21 protein-coding genes and 1 pseudogene are annotated in these 17,367 nt (G+C 46.3%); 4 read left to right on the plus strand and 18 right to left on the minus strand.

Annotated features, from left to right (window positions below):
• Positions 1–5: 5 nt before the first annotated feature.
• The 6 genes from AAEZ06_RS05620 to AAEZ06_RS05645 form a co-directional block, all read right to left on the minus strand.
• Positions 6–296: a hypothetical protein gene (locus AAEZ06_RS05620; protein WP_350613334.1), complete on the minus strand. Its 291-nt coding sequence runs from the start codon at positions 294–296 to the stop codon at positions 6–8.
• 152 nt (positions 297–448) lie between these two features.
• On the minus strand, positions 449–751 hold the full coding sequence (locus AAEZ06_RS05625) for a hypothetical protein (protein ID WP_350613336.1): 303 nt from the start codon (positions 749–751) through the stop codon (positions 449–451).
• 383 nt (positions 752–1,134) lie between these two features.
• On the minus strand, positions 1,135–1,512 hold the full coding sequence (locus AAEZ06_RS05630; protein WP_350613338.1) for a hypothetical protein: 378 nt from the start codon (positions 1,510–1,512) through the stop codon (positions 1,135–1,137).
• A 374-nt stretch (positions 1,513–1,886) separates the two neighbouring features.
• Positions 1,887–2,375, minus strand: coding sequence for a hypothetical protein (locus AAEZ06_RS05635; RefSeq protein WP_350613340.1), 489 nt, complete (start codon positions 2,373–2,375; stop codon positions 1,887–1,889).
• A gap of 173 nt (positions 2,376–2,548) precedes the next feature.
• Positions 2,549–2,824 carry a hypothetical protein gene (locus AAEZ06_RS05640; RefSeq protein WP_350613342.1) on the minus strand — a complete coding sequence of 92 codons (276 nt, stop codon included), beginning with the start codon at positions 2,822–2,824 and terminating at the stop codon, positions 2,549–2,551.
• A gap of 90 nt (positions 2,825–2,914) precedes the next feature.
• The gene (locus tag AAEZ06_RS05645; protein ID WP_350613344.1) at positions 2,915–3,244 is read right to left on the minus strand and encodes a hypothetical protein; all 330 of its coding nucleotides are present in this window, start codon (positions 3,242–3,244) and stop codon (positions 2,915–2,917) included.
• A gap of 124 nt (positions 3,245–3,368) precedes the next feature.
• On the opposite strand from AAEZ06_RS05645, the gene AAEZ06_RS05650 reads away from it, so the two are divergent.
• Together AAEZ06_RS05650 and AAEZ06_RS05655 are read left to right on the plus strand one after the other, a co-directional pair.
• Entirely contained in the window at positions 3,369–3,791 is a 423-nt protein-coding gene (locus tag AAEZ06_RS05650; RefSeq protein WP_350613346.1) for a hypothetical protein, read from the plus strand.
• 12 nt (positions 3,792–3,803) lie between these two features.
• A complete protein-coding gene (locus tag AAEZ06_RS05655; RefSeq protein WP_350613348.1) occupies positions 3,804–4,592 on the plus strand; it encodes a hypothetical protein in 789 nt (262 codons plus the stop codon).
• Between the two features lie 53 nt (positions 4,593–4,645).
• Here the strand turns inward: AAEZ06_RS05655 and AAEZ06_RS05660 are convergent, their stop codons facing one another.
• The 11 genes and pseudogenes from AAEZ06_RS05660 to AAEZ06_RS05710 form a co-directional block, all read right to left on the minus strand.
• Complete coding sequence (locus AAEZ06_RS05660) at positions 4,646–5,431, minus strand: hypothetical protein (RefSeq protein ID WP_350613350.1); 786 nt, start codon at positions 5,429–5,431, stop codon at positions 4,646–4,648.
• A 126-nt stretch (positions 5,432–5,557) separates the two neighbouring features.
• The gene (locus AAEZ06_RS05665) at positions 5,558–6,115 is read right to left on the minus strand and encodes a hypothetical protein (RefSeq protein ID WP_350613352.1); all 558 of its coding nucleotides are present in this window, start codon (positions 6,113–6,115) and stop codon (positions 5,558–5,560) included.
• An 87-nt stretch (positions 6,116–6,202) separates the two neighbouring features.
• Complete coding sequence (locus AAEZ06_RS05670) at positions 6,203–7,120, minus strand: hypothetical protein (protein WP_350613354.1); 918 nt, start codon at positions 7,118–7,120, stop codon at positions 6,203–6,205.
• A gap of 267 nt (positions 7,121–7,387) precedes the next feature.
• On the minus strand, positions 7,388–7,927 hold the full coding sequence (locus tag AAEZ06_RS05675) for a hypothetical protein (RefSeq protein WP_350613356.1): 540 nt from the start codon (positions 7,925–7,927) through the stop codon (positions 7,388–7,390).
• 69 nt (positions 7,928–7,996) lie between these two features.
• Complete coding sequence (locus AAEZ06_RS05680; protein WP_350613358.1) at positions 7,997–8,515, minus strand: hypothetical protein; 519 nt, start codon at positions 8,513–8,515, stop codon at positions 7,997–7,999.
• A gap of 53 nt (positions 8,516–8,568) precedes the next feature.
• Complete coding sequence (locus AAEZ06_RS05685; RefSeq protein WP_350613360.1) at positions 8,569–10,512, minus strand: recombinase family protein; 1,944 nt, start codon at positions 10,510–10,512, stop codon at positions 8,569–8,571.
• A gap of 67 nt (positions 10,513–10,579) precedes the next feature.
• A pseudogene (dgt, locus tag AAEZ06_RS05690) lies at positions 10,580–11,209 on the minus strand (dGTP triphosphohydrolase); the annotation flags it as partial.
• Between the two features lie 72 nt (positions 11,210–11,281).
• A complete protein-coding gene (locus tag AAEZ06_RS05695; protein WP_350613362.1) occupies positions 11,282–12,445 on the minus strand; it encodes an EAL domain-containing protein in 1,164 nt (387 codons plus the stop codon).
• A 110-nt stretch (positions 12,446–12,555) separates the two neighbouring features.
• Positions 12,556–12,897 (minus strand): hypothetical protein, encoded by a 342-nt coding sequence (locus tag AAEZ06_RS05700; RefSeq protein ID WP_149414153.1) that lies wholly within the window; start codon positions 12,895–12,897, stop codon positions 12,556–12,558.
• Positions 12,894–13,280: a phage holin family protein gene (locus AAEZ06_RS05705; protein WP_133098833.1), complete on the minus strand. Its 387-nt coding sequence runs from the start codon at positions 13,278–13,280 to the stop codon at positions 12,894–12,896. Before AAEZ06_RS05705 ends, AAEZ06_RS05700 begins: the two co-directional genes overlap by 4 nt.
• Positions 13,281–13,282: 2 nt before the next feature.
• On the minus strand, positions 13,283–13,597 hold the full coding sequence (locus AAEZ06_RS05710) for an ElaB/YgaM/YqjD family protein (protein WP_133098832.1): 315 nt from the start codon (positions 13,595–13,597) through the stop codon (positions 13,283–13,285).
• A 362-nt stretch (positions 13,598–13,959) separates the two neighbouring features.
• Here AAEZ06_RS05710 and AAEZ06_RS05715 point away from each other — a divergent pair, with 362 nt between their 5' ends.
• Entirely contained in the window at positions 13,960–15,168 is a 1,209-nt protein-coding gene (locus AAEZ06_RS05715; RefSeq protein WP_350613365.1) for an ammonium transporter, read from the plus strand.
• Here AAEZ06_RS05715 and AAEZ06_RS05720 read toward each other — a convergent pair.
• Positions 15,155–16,885, minus strand: coding sequence for a cation:proton antiporter (locus AAEZ06_RS05720; protein ID WP_149414150.1), 1,731 nt, complete (start codon positions 16,883–16,885; stop codon positions 15,155–15,157). The genes AAEZ06_RS05715 and AAEZ06_RS05720 overlap by 14 nt on opposite strands.
• Before the next feature lie 186 nt (positions 16,886–17,071).
• Between AAEZ06_RS05720 and AAEZ06_RS05725 the strand changes: the two genes are divergently transcribed.
• Positions 17,072–17,308 carry a glutaredoxin family protein gene (locus AAEZ06_RS05725; RefSeq protein ID WP_133098828.1) on the plus strand — a complete coding sequence of 79 codons (237 nt, stop codon included), beginning with the start codon at positions 17,072–17,074 and terminating at the stop codon, positions 17,306–17,308.
• The last annotated feature ends 59 nt before the right edge of the window (positions 17,309–17,367 follow it).

The following is a 17,367-nucleotide window of genomic DNA, read 5'->3' on the forward strand; positions in this document are numbered from 1 at the left end:
TGGTTTTATTTCTTGTAAATCTCTATCAATCTACTGCGTTCGATTTTAAAATTCTTTTCAACTTGACCTTTCGCGTAGTCATTTCTCTTATTGCAGAAATCTTTCTTGCTGTCTTTAAGACACTTTTCATACTGTTCGTCAAGATACCTAATCATAAATTCATGCTTCTCTGTGAGCACTTTAAGTGATTTCTCGCCTTCTGGTGTGATGCTCTCGCCGCCTACTAATGATGATATGATGACAAGCAACACTATTATCCCAGCTACCAATCCAATTGTTTTAACCTTCTTATCCATAATTAACTCCATTGTTTACTTTATTATACCATATGGAAATTATTATTCAATGTATGCAATTGGTATTATAAGTCAGTTATGGTTATTTTAATATTTTGGACAATATGTTTGGCACTAAATCGAAAGCAATAAAAAAACCCTTTCGGGTCTGTTTATTTTATGGATTTCAGTATCGCTGATATTTCGCTGTTGCTCAGATTGAACTTGCCTTCTACTAAGTAGAGATTGGCATAGTCCTTACTTAACTCGAATTTTGATATTCTTGATTTTAGCTCTTCTATCAGAAGGGTTTTTGATGGGCTGCTACTCGATACTGAATTAAGCGATTCGATGGCGTTATTCTTTCTTAAAATGAATTCCTTTTTTGCTTCTTTGTATCCAGCAACTAACATAATAATTGAAAGCGGTATTACTGATGCTAGTAAAGTTAATATTATAATGATGTTTGTGTCCATGTTTCTCCTTTTATTCTGTTCTTATATTAATCATACCACCTGCATATTATAATTCAATAGCGACAATGAAATAAATTACAAAATTAAGCAATAAAAAAAGCCCCGGTAGGGCTTGCTTTTACTTTGTTAGCTTAGTGTCGTGCTGAGACTACTGGTCTTGTGTTGAATCCGCTTTTTGCATGATTGATTCTTTCTTCTAATGTCGGTTCTCTCATAACCTTGACTGCGTAAATGATTGTTCCTACAAGTGCTGCTACTACTGATAATGCGATTACTGATAAAATAGTTGTGAATATAATTGATAACATAACGTGCCTCATATTGTTCTTATACTCATCATACCATCTGCATATTATAATTCAATAGCAGTATTAAAATATTTATCAAATTTTAAATAATAATATTATGCCGGACGAAAAAGCCATTAATGTGACTGCCGTATGAAAGTGTGCATATGTCACTCTGTCTACTTCAATAAGCTTTGATTCACTTTCGTCTTCACACTGTTTAAGCTTCTGCAAAGTCTTTGTTGAGTGGATGACTTCGGCCATACATATTAACGTCGCTATCAGGCTTAAAAAAAATACGCTTAATATTCCCTTGGCGTATTCCGGGTGTAAGAAGAAATAGATTCCCGATCCAGAAAAAAACACCGTTGCCGTGGTCAGTAGCAGTAAGTCGGCTATAAGGTTTCCTGATACCTTTTGAACCTTGTCTTTAAGCTGCATTTTTGGGGTGACTTTCAAATCTTGATCGGACATATCATTTCCCCCCGTTGTAGTAAATGGTTGTGAAGAAGCTTCGTATGATTCTGCTCACATATACAGCGAACATAGCTAAATATGCCGCTGATGAACAGATGAGCACTAAATACAGGTCGTGTATTTCATACCCCAGAACGGTAATTTTCAAAAAGGCCAACTGTAATTGCAGTATTGCAACAAGTGCATAAACCGTCGCGACTGATGCAAACAAGATCTTTAAAATTGTTTTCGCTGCTTCAAATAATAGGGTTAATATGATCTTTAAATGGTGCATTTGTTTCTCATTGTTGTTCTTATTATTATAACATAGCATTGGATTTTTACAAATAAGTAAAGCCCGTAAAATAAGAGCTTTAATAATGTCTATTAGGTTATGATTTAAACAGGCTGGATAGTCCGTCTTTCAGGTTATTTAAGAACGCTGCATAGAACTTTTCGTCGTCTTCCTTATGGCATAGTAGATCATTCAACTTCTCGAAGTTGGCCGCATCAGGCAAGTTGTCATACTTCTTTAATTCATCTGAGCAATTGTAGTTTGCTCTTTCATGTTCAAGTGATGAGGTCAAATCAGCCAGTATTTCCTCTTTTGAAAATCCTTTACCCTCGAGGTCTTCAAAGCGTGTTCTCATCGCTAGCAAGGCTTCTTTCTTCGTTTTGCCCTGAGCGGCTACGACTTTATCAAAGCTCGTTCCTTCATTCATGGCTTTATCAAGAAGTTGTAGTGAGGATATTTCGTTTGTTGGTATTGCTCTTGATAATACTTCTTGGAAGTTGTCTGATACTACATATATAGATGTCCCGACTAAAGACATTAGGCTTGTTAATAATAAGTGGTAGAATAGTTTAATGAGTGATGACATAGGCTTTATCGTTGTTCTTGACTTTATCATACCACCTGCATATTATAATTCAATAGTGAAACTACTAAAATAATGACTGCGTGAATGACTTTCTTAATAAATACCTTAAAATAATAGCTAAATGTTTTTGTAAAAAAAAGCCCGTATGGGCTGTTCTTTGTGTTCTTCTAAACTCACTGCTGTTCTATTTCTATGTATTCGATTATGTAATCAACCATGTCATCAGTCATTTCCATCATTTTCGAATAGTAGACGCTCATTGTCTCGTTTGAGTAATTTAACATCAGATTGCATGATGATATGAAGTAGCGATACGTTTTGCCCATGTCTTCAAGTGTTTGTTTTTTGGTGGGTATCTTCTTTGCTGCTATTTTCTTTTCTGCGTAGAGTGCTAATAAATCTTCGCATATTTCAAATAAATCATTAATCTTGCTCTGTGATAATTTCATGTTCAGATACGTTGTTGTTTCTATTATTATAACATATTATAATACTAATTAAAGAGCATCTAACAAAAAAGATGACATATAATAATCTTGTTATTTAGTAGTGGGGCAGGGTGATAGCATAATGGTGCTCTTTAAATCATTCCTCTTCTTATTATATTCTTCTTCATTCAGTAGCTCTTTAGCACCTGTTATACCCTCTGTTTTCCTGATGTAGTATAACTTGAAGTCATCGTTAACATCTTCGGCGTAATGGCTGTCAAATTGAGTCGCTACAATCGCGTCTATGTCCTGTACCGTTTTAAAATCATAGCAAGTGGTATCTTGTGGCTTATCCAACTGGATAACTGCTTGTGCTGGCTGGATTATGCAGGCGGTAAGTATTGATGCTGATGCTAATATTATTCTTATATGTTGTCTCATTATAATTTACTTTATGTTGTTTATTGTATTTATCATACCAACTGCAAATTAATTTGCAATAGTGTCATTGAATAATTATTAGAATATGTTATAATATTAGTAAGTTAATCAAATAAATAATTAAATGAAAGGAAAATCAACGGTAGAACTTAAAAGTATGTTTGTCGTGTATCTGGCTTTCACCGCCGTATTCGCTCTTACCTATCCAGAAAAAGCTGTTTCAAAACCTCTTATATTTGATTATTTCGTTGGCGAGACAATCGGCTATTCATGCTCAAAAAACGTTTGTTTTGAATTTGGCGATATTATCAAGATAGACAACGACAAAACTATTGTATCTATCTACAAAAATAGAAGTTATGCGAGCGAGCAAGAATGCAGAATCGTCTTAGCTATCTATCGTGGAAAAATCGAGAGGTCTAAGTTCTTTCCGTTGAGTTCTACTAATACAGATTTCGGTGGTATTTTTTCTTTAGGCAAAAAAGACTATCACGCAAAATTGAAATGCACTGACAATTTCATGATTGCAAAAATAACAACAATATAATAGGGGTGTATAATGTGGGGAAAGATTAAGAGTTTTATGTCATCAAGAAAGGTATTCAAAGAGCTTGCTGATATTGGCAAGGGATTTGTTACCGTGATCAAAAGAAATAAAATAAAGCTACTGTCGATAGTGTTGGTGTTCACCGCTATGGACGTGGTAATAAAATACTTGGTGTTGAATGAGCAAGTTGGATCTGGGATGTTGATTGGCGTTTTGGCTATCATTCAAGTGTTGTTTATTCCGGTCTTCATCTACGCAATGCTACAAAAAAGCTCATTCGTTTTGGTTGATAAAGATGAACGTACTTCTAATCCGATAATGAAGTTTCTCTTTAAGCTTTCACCAGTTCAAATGTTTTTTAGATTTTATAAGGTGATCTTCATTGTTTTGGCTGCGTGGATGGTTGCGTTCTTCGGTTCTAAATTCTTCTCCGCGTTTGTTCCTTCATTGTTCAAGCTTGACAGTATTGAAAATATTAACGTTTGGAACATGTTTATGATTGCACCATTTGGCTTGTTCTTTGTTTATGTTTTGTTTGTTGGAACGGCAATAGCGATATTCAAGGCCCTGTCAGACAATGACAAGTTCAAGCCTACTATCGTTTTCGCTATCAGAAAATCGGTTCAATCGTTCTGGGCTATCCTGTTCCTTACTGTCGTCTACTTTGCTGTCTACGCCTTGATTGTGGCCTGCGTGGGTGACTATGTGTATGTGATGTGCTTCTTGGACTACGTGATGCTTGCGGCGGTTGCTGTGGTGTTCTACGTCATATCTGATGATAAATCTAAAATGAAGCTGTGATGAATTTTGGATAAAAAGAAAACCGCTTAAATGCGGTTTCTTTATTTCTGCTATTAGGCCATTCGATTCTTTGGTTTGTTCTTAATGAGGTTTGGCTTTTCGTTTTGCGGATGTCTCAACCACACGTCTTCTTGTAAGTCTTCCATGATTTTTGGGTTCGCAATGCTGTATTTGATTTGATCAACAAATGCCTTGTCGGTCAGCATGTGCCTTACCTCAACACCAGTCGAAAACTCTGCAGTCGCACCACCTCTGGAAAGCTCAAAGCTCGGAACACCGAATTTTCTATCAGCTACATAATCTGTTTTGAATGATGTGTGTTCTGGCATTGAATGCTTTACTTCATCATAAAGGGCGTAGATTGATGTTGAGCTTATAGCTTTGTGGGAGACTTCAAGATCATATTTATCAAAGTAACTGGTGTATATATCTATTGCAAAATCCTTTTGTGCTTGCAGATTCGAAGCGTATTTATTTGCTGCTTCTTCACCATAATGCGAGCTTAAAAACTGTTCTACATAAAGCTCTATGTTTCCGGGTTCAATGACTCTGTTTAACGCTGCTTCATAACCAATCTTTAATCCTTCTCTTGTGATGAAGTTACCATCTTTCGCTATGATCTCTGAATCTTGCAAGCTTTTGTTTAAGTCGTTAGCACTGAAGTTTTTAAATTCAGTATAAAAGGCTTCACCTGTAGCTAATTCATCTTTGTTGTAGAATCCAGAATTGACTCTTTCTAATATTTTTCTTGCGGCTTGTGAATATTTTGATTGGGATATGTCTTGTGCAATCATGTCTATGACTTCATGTTCATATAATCCTTGATCTGTGTTCTGCATTTAAGAGCCTGAAAACTTGTTAATTATAAATATTATAATACTTTGTAATAATAATTCAAGTTTCAGCGGGTAAATAAAAAAGCCCCCATTAAGGAGGCTTCTTCATTTATTGATTAATTGATTATGTTACATCATTATGCTCATGGTAAGCTTTAGGTCTTTTGCGAAAAGCTCGTCTTTAGTTTTGTTCTCGAGTTCAGCATAAGCTTCAATTGATGCTTTACTTCCCGCCAGATTCATAAGACTCAAATTGATGAGCGTTGCTTCTCTGCTCAACTTTAAAAAGTCTTCAACTGTATATTTTTGGCCGTTGAATTCAACATTATCTACAAGCTCTTTTGCGGCTGGTATGAAGTGTTTGTAGCTACTGCCAAAGAAATAGAGATAGGGGATTTCATCTGTCCATTTGACAAAATTATCCTCTTCGCCCAACACTGTTATGGCTCTGCATGTTCTTCGAAAAAGATCTATATATTCTGCTTCGCCAGTGTTTATAAAGGTTGTCAGTATTGACCTAACTAAATCCTCAGTATTTTCATCTTCCAGCTTTTTCAGTATTTTGTTAACGCCAGTCCATGTATCTTGCTCTTTTTCCGCTGTTTTTTCGCAAAAGCTTTCCAGTCGAACTACAAAGGGTTCAAGTTCCGATTTTGTTTGAAGTTCTTCTGTTTTTTCAAAACGCATTGCAATTTCCTTTTTACGTTGGTCTGCAGGTAGGTAGTAACTTCAAAAAATAGCCACCATTAAGGAGACTGTTTAAATCGGTAATGCTCAACTTCTCGAAACTATTAAATCATTGAAAAAGTCGCTGGCTTCAATTTTACCATCAATGGTTAGTAGTAGCTGCTCAACTGTTCTCATTAATAATGTTTCTTTATCACTACCTTGAAACTCATCTGCGGAAATGTTTTTGAGCGAAATTCGGTTTGTACTGTGAAACTCACTGGTTATAGAATCCAGCGTGTAGATTATGTCAGGTTGTGTTTCTATCACCATAGCCAAGTTATTCAGCATGTTATCTTTTGATAGCGTAACACTTGCATAATGTATGGTGGATTTCTTGGCTAAATCGTCTTTTGCGATTTCCAGCATTGCTTTTACCAGATATTCCGCTGATCTAAGTAGTTCGGGATCTTCTTCATAAAGAATAAGGTCAAAAGCTCTTTTATCCAGAAGCTGTTGATTTGGCTCTGGTGTAACCTCTTTTTCCTGATAGCTACTGTCGAGAAAGCTTTTCAACGCAACCTTTATCTTATTGGTGTCAACCTGCTGTTGAATAGATTCAATCACCAGCTTGATTGCACCAAAGAGTCTGTAATCTTGATCTTCAAACTTACTTTCATCAATGATTTCAGTTTTATCTAAATCAATAGCAGTGTCATTAGAATAAATGAAGAGGGGGATAACAATCTTGTTTGCAATCATTATCGAATTGAAGACGCCACCAAATATTTCACTTTTGATGATGTGCTTATCATCGTTCAATATGGTGTATTCGTAGTTTCCACATTCGGCTGTATTTTGTCCGTGCTCTTTAAGCACTGATTCAATACTGAACAGTCCTTCACTTGTGGCTTTGATCACCGTTCCTAAGATGTCAGGATTTCGACTAATAAAGTGGTCGTATATGCTTTTCTTTTCGCACGCTCTTTGAAAGAACGAAAGTGAGTGTGTAAGATTTTCAGGCATATCAATTTTCTTTCCATGAATTTCTGAACGGTATATGTGCTTATTTTAGTTTATTTTCTCTGTAAGCACTAGATTGTGATGACAAACGGCCACGTTGCTATGAGGCTCTGTGATGACCATTACAGGCGTTTTCTGCTGGTTGGGTGCTTGTGTGTGTCTGGATCGATAGATCGGCTCTGGATGGTCGATCTATGAGTGATGGTAGGGTAGGGCTGTGTAGCTCAGTGTAAAAGCAGGGTCGTAGCCCTGCTAATCATTAACGGGTTTCTACTCTTCAAGGTTAAATATTTTCGTTCTTTCTTCAATGGTTGGAAATGCTAATTTCTTGTAATTGGATGACCAAATTAGATCACCGATAAGGCTTAAGTTTACAGAATGTATCTTCCTTGCGAGTTTGAAATATTCAGCTAATGAATACGTCTTTCCGTCGATGACTATTTCGCTTGTGACTTCACTAAAGAAGTCTTCATAAATTTCGCCATTGGCACTAAATAATGTGTTGTAGAAAGGCCAGTCGGTGTAGTGCATAAAAAGCTCTTCATGCTTATCTATGCTCGAAACTGCATCTACGAATCGCGTGTAGAACGTAAAGTAATCCTTGTTGCGGAAATGATTAAGGCTTAAGAATATTTCGCCAATGAGTTCATAATAGTTCTCGTCTTCAAGCTTTTGTGCAATGTCTCTGGCTACTTGCCGATGGTCATCCGTTTTATCAAGTCTTTTGCTTACGTCTTTCTCAAGGCGGGCAATCCACTTTTCAATTTCAGGTTTAATTAGGTGGTCGCTAGAAGTTTTCTCAAAACGCATGTTTTTTTCCTTTGCTTGTCGAGTGTATTTAATTCAATGTCAGTCCGTATGTTAACGGATTTTTGCAATTTATTTATTCAGTTCAAATTCAATGTATTTCTTAACTGACTTATCCGCTTGTAATGCCGAATCTCTGGTTGACTCTGGATTGAGGATAAAATCAAACATCATGTATTTGAGCCTATCAGCCCGCTCTATAATGTCCATCAGTTGGGAAGGGGTGTATTCTTTCCCTTGGAATTTCACCTTATTTACTAAAGCTTCCATTCTGCTGATGAAAGCTTCTTTGCTCAAAAAGGTATGATCAAAGTAAGACAAGCCCATTTTGAAAATTTTCTGATAAAGGTCTTCATTGGGCGTTGCATTTTTAATCGCAATCAAAAACGCATGAAAGAGTTCAAAATAGCGGTCTTCTTCCGTCCGCATGAATTCAATCATGGCGTCTTCTACAAAAGCTTCATAACCATCATCGTTGAACTTTTTGATGAATGATGATTCACGTTCAGCCAAGTCTTTACTGGTCTGGTAAATTTCCAGAAGTTCAGCAAGCTTACTATTAAGATGCTCAAAGCTGATTTTGTCGTTCATCATCATTCCCCCACACATTTATTCTATATCGGCTGCGTATCAAAATACTTTAATCAGCCTTCACTACGGTCATAGGCCAGTGGCTGCGGCAAACCTTTGTTCAAATACTCTTCTTCAAACAAGGTTATGTCTTTGGCTTTGTAGGCTTTCACGATTTCGTAAAGCTTGCCTTCCTGATACTTGGCTGAAATACCTTTGATCTTATCCAACATTTCAGTAAACAGTGTCATGGTGTCTGCTGTGCGACTTGGTTTGATTTGTGTTCCCCAACGGCTGCGAATGTCCAGCTTAAAGAATCCGGCACCACCATGTTTGTGCATAGTCATTACAACTTGGTCGTCACTGAAAACGACAAAGCCTGCGTAACGTTGTTTAACCGCGATTTTAAAAGCAATGCGGCCATTTTCAGTAGTTATATCGTATTTGCTCACTGGCTCTGCTGATAGGGCTTCCAGTATCTTTTCTCTTTGCAGGTTCAGTTCTTGTAACTGATGCACTTTGAAATCTTTATCGACCGTCAATTGAGAGATAATAGAAATCACAACAGACATTGGGATGTTTTTGTCATTCGCCATCGTCTTGTTAGCTTCTGCTATTCGATCTTCAAGACCTTTGATTTCACCTTCCAGTTCCAGAATCTTTTCATTCCGCTTGTCACTGACTTTCTTTGAGGCAAGATCAAGCTTTGTTTCGTCCAATGGCATGACTAGACGTTTCACCAATTCTCGCTCGACTTCTGTATAAGAAATCATTTTTGCATCACAACCTTTATGACTGGCTGAGTAGCAAGCAAGGTATTTTCTGACATACGTTCCTTTCTTTGTTTCACGTTTTGTTTGCTTCATGTGCATTGAATCGCCGCACTTACCGCAAAAAAGCATATTCTGGAAAAGATTGTCATTGGTGGTTCGGCCAGCCACTCGGCCTTTCTTTTTGCTATTAGCTCTTGCCCTTAATCCCAGAACAAGCTTTTTATCTATGACCGCTGGATAGTAGTTTGGAATGTTGATGAGGTGGGTTCGTGTCATCACTTTTCTAGATCGCGTTCCTTCCTCATAATCAAACTCTTTGTCAATAAAGGCGTTGTCATGAATCGCAAGTTCGCCAAAAATCGAATCACTGTTGATAAAGTTGTTTACAGCACTGTTTGTCCAGATATTCCCACGGGTGCTACGTTTACGCCTTACGACGAAATCAATCCGTGGAATGCCTTCATCATTGAGGCGTTTAGAAACGTTCATATAGCCGTTGTCGTCATTCAAAAGAGAAATGGCATAGCGAATGATCTTGGCTTTCTCTTCATTGACCTTGAATTTTACAAAGCGTCGGCCACTGATGACTTCAATGGTTTGGTCAATCCACTCTGGCACTTGTGAGCTAAATTGGATTTCGTTGATGAGGGGTTCAAGGACTGGCTTTTCACCTGTTTTGGTTTTCTCCCATTCTTCCATAACTTCTTTTTGTTCTTGCACTCGCTCTTTCAGTTTCTTGATTTTGTTGGCGTATGCACCCTTGATACGCTCTGACTTTTTCAAGCTCTCTTGGTGAGCTTGTTCCATGATGAACAGGGAATAGAGAACCTGCATGAAGTCTTTCATGGATTCTTTTGTGTAGATCTTCCCGTCCATCAGGGTGATGACGTTGACGTTTTTACTCAGGATCGAATTCAACGTTACCTGAGCTTTGGAAATGTCTTCTCGGCTCAATCGGTCGAATTGCTCAACGGCAAGATAAGCTGTGCCGTCCGTTGGAATCAGACCTTTTTCGATAGCCAGAATGAAGCGGCCCAAACCTTGATCCACTTCTTTGTTCAAGCCGTGGAAACCAGATTTTGCCAAATCTTTCAGGTCTAGGGTGTTATCCAGCTCAAAACCATTCTCTGCCGCATACTTATCAATCCGGTCGTTTTGGCGTGCAAAGGATGAGCCTTTGGCCTGTTGGATTGAGCTGAAACGGATGTATTTGTAGAGGATTTTTCGGGGAGGGGTAATGGTCATATGCCCGGATTCATTGGCTCTGGAGGTGCTCATTAGCTTATCACGCAATTGGCTGTTGAATTGCCTGTAAGTTTAGCTCGCTCTGGTAACAGCTGAACTTGTGTTTCTTGTAGCCGAGGGAGTCGGCGTGGCGGGCGGTCCACGGGTACTTCAGGTAGGTGCCCAAGGTGGCGTAGGTCAGACGGGTGCCACCATCAAACTGATGGTATTCAAGTTGTGTCAGTACCCGGAAACCTTGAGCGTTGCCTTCGAAGTTGAGAAAGTCGTTGCGCTCAGCACCGCTCATGTCATCCAGCCAGCCACGGCCTGCAGCCTGCTGGAACCAGTGGCGAATCGCATCTTCACCCGAATGGCCGAACGGCGGGTTGCCAATGTCGTGGGCCAGGCAGGCCGATTGCACCACCATTCCCAAGTCGCTGGGATCACACCAGTCGGGTAGAGCGTTACGGATGGTTTCGCCCACGCGCATGCCCAGGGAGCGCCCGACGCAGCTGACTTCCAGGGAGTGGGTCAGACGGGTGTGGATATGATCGTTGCTGGAGACCGGGTGCACCTGAGTCTTGCGGCCCAGGCGGCGGAAAGCGCCGGAGAAGATGATCCGGTCATGATCTTTGTGAAACGGGCTGCGACCCAGTTCTTCCGGGCTGTGCAGGGGTTTTCCAAGGCGTTCGCGGGTAAGCAGGGTGGGCCAATCCAAGTCAGGGTCTCTCCGTGCGGTGAATGAGGCGTTCCAGCTTCCCGGTTCAGCCCCTTGGGCGCAAGAGGAAAACTATAAGCCGACCGCGTCGATATCGATTAACAGCAAGCGCTGACCGTTATCGAAGAATTGTCCTGCTGTCAGGCAGTACTGATTGGTGGTGGCGTCGCGGTAGGTGGTGGAGAGTGTCAGGCGGCGCTCGTCCCAGCCCTCGGCCAGCAAATAGTAGAAGTAAGGACGCCATGACCAGTTGTGCCCCAGATAACGGCTGTCGGCCTGCCAGGCTTCCTGGCGCCACTCGAAGTTGGGCGTCAGCTGCGTGCCATGGCGATCGCACTGGTAAAAACGCAGTAGCCAGGGGAAGGCCGGCAACTGCGGCAACTGGCTGAGGGGCGCTTGTGCCTGAGCCCAGGTTTGCAGGATCTGCATCAGTTCGCCCAGTTGCTGGCGCAGTTGCATGATCCGACCGCGCTCTGCCAGTTTCTGCTGGACATAAGCCGCGCGCAACTGGGCGAAGCGCGGTACAAAAGCGTCGGCGGCGAACCAGTCCAGTTGTGCCTGGGCAAATAGATAGCCCTGGACATAGCGCGATCCACACTCCAGGGCAAAGCTCAGTTGCGCCTCGGTTTCCACACCTTCGGCGATGATCCAGCAGCCGGTTTTTTCCGCCATCTGCGCCAGTGCCCGTACTACGTCGCTGCTGGGGCCACCAAGGGCAGCGGCTTGGAATAGACGCATATCCAGCTTGAGAATGTCCGGCTGCAAGGCCAGCACCCGATCCAGTTGCGAGTAGCCGGCGCCAAAGTCGTCGATGGCAATACGCGCACCGGCCTGACGATAGCGCGCCACCACTTCAGCCAGGCGCAGGCTGTCTCCCCCCAGTTCGGTGATCTCGAACACGATGCGCCGTGGGTCGACGCTGTGGGCCTGCAGTTGTTTAAGGCTCGGCAAAGGCTGGCCGGGGCGCAGGCGAGTGATCCAGCGCGGTGAGATATTCAGGCTCAGGAACCAGTCTTCGGGCGCTTCGTGCAGGCGGCTTAAGGCGTTGTCGCGGATCTGCCGATCCAGGCGGAGCAAGGCCACAGTGGGCGCGCGCGGATCGGCAAACAACGAGCCTACCGAGCGCAGCTCTCCATCAACCTGGCGCAGGCGTCCCAGCGCTTCCACTCCCGCAATGCGCCCGGTGGCGGTATCGATGAATGGCTGAAAGCAGGCGAGCGGTTGCCCGTCGATCACAGAGCCTCCTTAAGTTAGGTTTGATGGGAAAAGAGTCGGCATGAAAAAGGCCCGGTCCCTATGCAAGGGTACCGGGCCTGATCCGTGTGCAAGAATGCAGCCAGCGTCTGTCAGTTCTTGCGCGAGGCGCCCTGCATCGCCAGTTTGATCAACGGAATGAGCCCGGCGCCGAGCCGCACAAGGCGGGTCATGGTGCCGATACCGCCACCCTTGGCGCCTTTGCCGGTAAGAAAGCCCAGCAGCGTTACCACGGCTACGCCCCACAGCGGCGCATGCTTGATGCCAAAGCCGTCCTGCCAGCTTTGCCCCATGTTGCGCACCTTTTGCAGCGGCAGCAGCAGGTTCTGGGACTCATGGCGAATTTCCTGGCGGTGCATCTCCATGCGCAGGCGGATCAACGCCTTGCGCATTTCCCGCCGAGAGTTGGTTTGCGGCAGTTCAGTCAGGCTCATGGCAACAGGCGCTCACGGTCATTGGCCAGCTCTTCGAGGGTGGCGTGGAAAGGAGTGGACTCATCGAAGATGGCCGCCTTCAAGCGCAACCCGCAGAACGCCGCAGCCAGCACATAGAAGACGCATAGGCTGATTATCCCGGTCAGGCGATAGGTATCCCACACCAGGATCATCACCAGCGCCGACAAGCCCACCAGCAACAGCAGGGCAAACACCAATGCCAGCCCGGCGAACAGCAACAGGCTGACGGTGCGTGCCTTCTGTTCCTGCAACTCAATGCCGAACAACTCGACATGGCTGTGCAGCAAGCCCAGGACTGCAGCGCCCAGGCGCCGCGATGAGGAACTTGGGCCCGAGGACGAGCCGGATTCGCCGATAGACATGATTAGCGCCTTGTAGCCAACAGGCCGATCAGAAAGCCGACGCCGGCAGCGATGCCGACGGACTGCCAAGGGTTGGCCTGGACATAGTCTTCGGTGGCCGTGACCGCTGCCTTGCTGCGTTCGCGCAGGGAGTCTTCGGTCAGTTGCAGGGTTTCACGGGCCTTGAGCAGGCTGTCGTGAATTTTCGTACGCAGTTCATCCGCCTGGTCACCCGCCAGTATTGCGGTGTCGTCCAGCAGCTTTTCGGTATCGCTGACCAGGGTTTGAAAATCCGCCATCAGTATTTCTTGAGCAGTCTTTGCCGTTTTGCTGGCCATGGTTATCTCCGTGAGTGGCTGTCGGGTGCTTTCGAGCTTATTGAAGCTTTTGGTTTCGAGTCATCGGCGTCAGTGAAGGTTCACTGCAAATGCCTGGTACAGCTTTTGCTTTGCCTTGGTGCGCAAACCTGTCGGTTTGCGCTGAATTTGGGCGGTTGTGGGCAAAGCCTTAAAAAACCTTACCCTAAATAACTAAAACTAGCGGAAAAACCAGGGAGTAATTGCCTTCTTCAACCCTCGCTGCGCTAAAGCGGTTCACGCCCTCTGAGGAGGGTGGTGCCAGCGGTACCAATTTAGTGCGCGAAATTAAGGCAACGAACTGCTTTGGTGCTTTTTCCTGAACTGCAGGCCTGCCAACCTCCATGGAAAATTTGCAAAGTGCGGTGGACACTCTGGTCCACACCTCCAATACCCTGTTTATCCTGATCGGTGCGGTCATGGTGCTGGCCATGCACGCCGGCTTCGCCTTTCTCGAAGTCGGGACCGTGCGCCAGAAGAACCAGGTCAATGCACTGTCGAAAATCCTCAGTGACTTCGCCATCTCGACCCTGGCCTATTTCTTTATAGGCTATTGGATCTCCTATGGCGTCACCTTCATGCAACCAGCGGCGGTAATCAGTGCCGACCATGGTTATGGCCTGGTGAAGTTCTTTTTCCTGCTGACCTTCGCCGCTGCCATTCCAGCGATCATTTCCGGTGGCATTGCCGAACGTGCACGTTTTGCACCGCAGTTGTGCGCTACGGCGTTGATCGTGGCGTTTATCTACCCGTTTTTCGAGGGCATGGTCTGGAATGGCAATTACGGTCTGCAAGCCCGGTTGCTGGCCAGCTTCGGTGCCAGCTTCCATGATTTTGCCGGCTCCGTGGTGGTCCATGCCATGGGCGGTTGGCTGGCGCTGGCGGCGGTGCTGTTGCTGGGACCGCGTCAGGGCCGTTATCGGGACGGGCGGCTGGTGGCGTTTGCGCCGTCGAGCATTCCGTTCCTGGCGTTGGGTTCGTGGATTCTGATTGTCGGTTGGTTCGGCTTTAACGTCATGAGCGCGCAAACCCTGACCGGGGTCAGCGGGCTGGTGGCGGTCAATTCGCTGATGGCAATGGTCGGCGGCACCGTGGCGGCGCTGGTGATAGGCCGCAATGACCCAGGCTTTTTGCACAATGGTCCGTTGGCCGGGCTGGTGGCGATTTGCGCCGGGTCGGACTTGATGCACCCGGTGGGCGCGCTGGTGACTGGCGTGGTGGCGGGGGGCCTGTTCGTCTGGTGCTTCATCGCCGCCCAGGGTCGCTGGAAAATTGATGATGTGCTGGGTGTCTGGCCGCTCCATGGGTTGTGCGGGGTGTGGGGCGGGATTGCCTGCGGCATTTTTGGTCAGAGCGCCTTGGGTGGGCTGGGTGGGGTGAGCCTGATCAGTCAGTTGATAGGCACCGCGTTGGGCGTGGTCGTGGCTCTGGCAGGCGGGTTCCTGGTGTACGGGGTGATCAAGCGCGTCTGCGGTTTGCGCTTGAGTCAGGAGGAGGAGTATTACGGCGCGGACTTGTCGATCCACAAAATTGGCGCCGTCAGTCAGGATTGATTGGCGCCTCCTGATTAGTGTCCGCGCCCTGATAAAAACCGTGGAGCAAGTGGTAGCGGTTATGCCGCACTTCGTCGACACGGGCCTGCACCTGTTGGTCCGGCAACCCCAGCATGATCAACGCGTGAGACGCGAGCATCAGGCTGGACTCCAGCAGTTCGGGCACCACTTCACTGGCCCCGGCGGCTTTCAGTTCGGATAACTGGCTGTCGTCGCGGGTACGCACCAGGATTGGCACCCTGTGGTTGATGCGACGTGCCTCCTTGAGCACGGTCAATGCGACGTCGGTATTGTCCACTGCAATAACCACCAAGCGCGTTCGTTCAAGGCCGACGGCGCTGAGCAAGGCGCCCCGGCGACAATCGCCATAGTGCACGCTGGCGTCTTCTGTGGCGGCTTCCTGAACTCGGGCCGGGTCATCATCCAGTGCAATGAAGGCCAGTTGTTCGTGGCGTAAAAAACGCCCGATGGACCGCCCGACCCGGCCATAGCCGCAGATCAACACATGCCCTTGCAGCTCGGCATTGAGGGCCGTGATTTCTTCCAGCTGGACTTGCTGGTTAGGCTTGTGGTGCAGGCGCAGGGCGATGGCGGGAGCAGCCCGAAGCAGCAGTGGCGTCAGCAGCATCGAGCAGAATGTTGCCGCCAACAGCAAGTCGCTGATCTCGTCGGGCAGCAGCCGGCTCAGCTGCATTTGCGCCATCAGGGCGAAGCAGAACTCACCGCCCTGGGCCAAGGCCAGGCCACTGCGCCAGGCGGTTTCGCTGTCGCTGCCACGCAGCTTAACCAGTAGCGCGACGACACCACCCTTGATCAGCATCAATGCCAGGGTCAGGCCGAGAATCAGCAGGCTGTGACTGACGAATAGCTGCAGGTCGATCAGCATACCGATGCTGACAAAAAACAGCCCCAGCAGAATGTCGCGAAACGGCCGGATGTCGGCTTCGATCTGGTGCCGATAGTGGCTTTCACCCAACAGCATTCCAGCGAGAAAAGCGCCGAGGGCAGGGGACAGGCCCAGCAAGTGCGTCAGCCATGCCGTGAGCAGCACAATCACCAACGCCAGCAGCACGAACAGTTCCGCGGAATGAGAGGCGGCCACTTCATGGAAGAGTCGGGGCAGCAACCAGCGGCTGGCGAGCAGCAGGCCAAGGAACAGCACCAGCGTCTTGCCCAGGGTCACGGGCAACGCCCAATACCAGGCGTGCTCACTGTTGCCGGCGAACACCGGCACCAGGGTCAGCAACAGCACCGCCACTATGTCCTGGAACAACAAGACACCAATGGCATTCTGGCCATGACTGCTGAAAATTTCGCCGAGGCTGGTCAGCTCCTTGCTGACGATGGCGGTCGACGACAAGGCCAATCCGGCGCCGAGCAACAGAGCGGCGGTGGGTGACAGTCCCCACAACGTCAGCAAGCCTCCCAGCAGCAGCCCGCAGCACAGCACTTGCAAGCTGCCCAGGCCAAACACCACCCGGCGCAGGGCGAGCATTTTCGACAGGGAAAACTCCAGGCCCAGGGAGAACAGCAGAAACACCACGCCCAATTCGGCCAGATCCGGCAGGTCTTCGCTGTCATTCACCCAGTCCAGGGCGGTAGGCCCTACGGCCAGGCCCACGCAGAGGTAACCGAGCACGGGCGGCAGTTGCAGCCGGCGAAACAGTGCAATGACTACCAAGGATGAGGCAAGAATGATCAGCAGGTTGGCAAACACAAACATCTCCGTCGAGGGACCAGGGCTATCGCTGGAAAAAAGCCACGAGAATCGCTGAATCAGTTATAGGTCATGGTGATCTGGATCAGGTTTTTTTGGATGCGGCCGCAATAAGTACGGTCGACATCGACGATGTTTTTCCTGCGGTCTAGAATGGATGCCTATTCCTTGTCAGGTCCGTTCGTCATGCCTCCTGAATGCCAGTTATTCGGCACCCTGGGTTGCCATCTCTGTGAAGTTGCCGAAGCCGAAGTCATGCCGTTGGTCGAGCATGGGCTGCTGGTGGAACTGGTGGATATCGCCGATTCCGAAGCCCTGTTCGAAGCCTACGGCCTGCGTATTCCGGTGCTGCGCCGGGTGGACACGGGGGCCGAACTGGGTTGGCCGTTCGATACCGAACAGGTCGTGGCCTTTCTGTTCTAGCACTAATCCAATGGCGGGCTACCGATTATTCGGTTACTGTATGGTTGTACAGTGATTGA

This window comes from Pseudomonas sp. HY7a-MNA-CIBAN-0227, assembly GCF_040310325.1.
In the GTDB taxonomy this organism is placed as follows: Bacteria; Pseudomonadota; Gammaproteobacteria; order Pseudomonadales; family Pseudomonadaceae; genus Aquipseudomonas.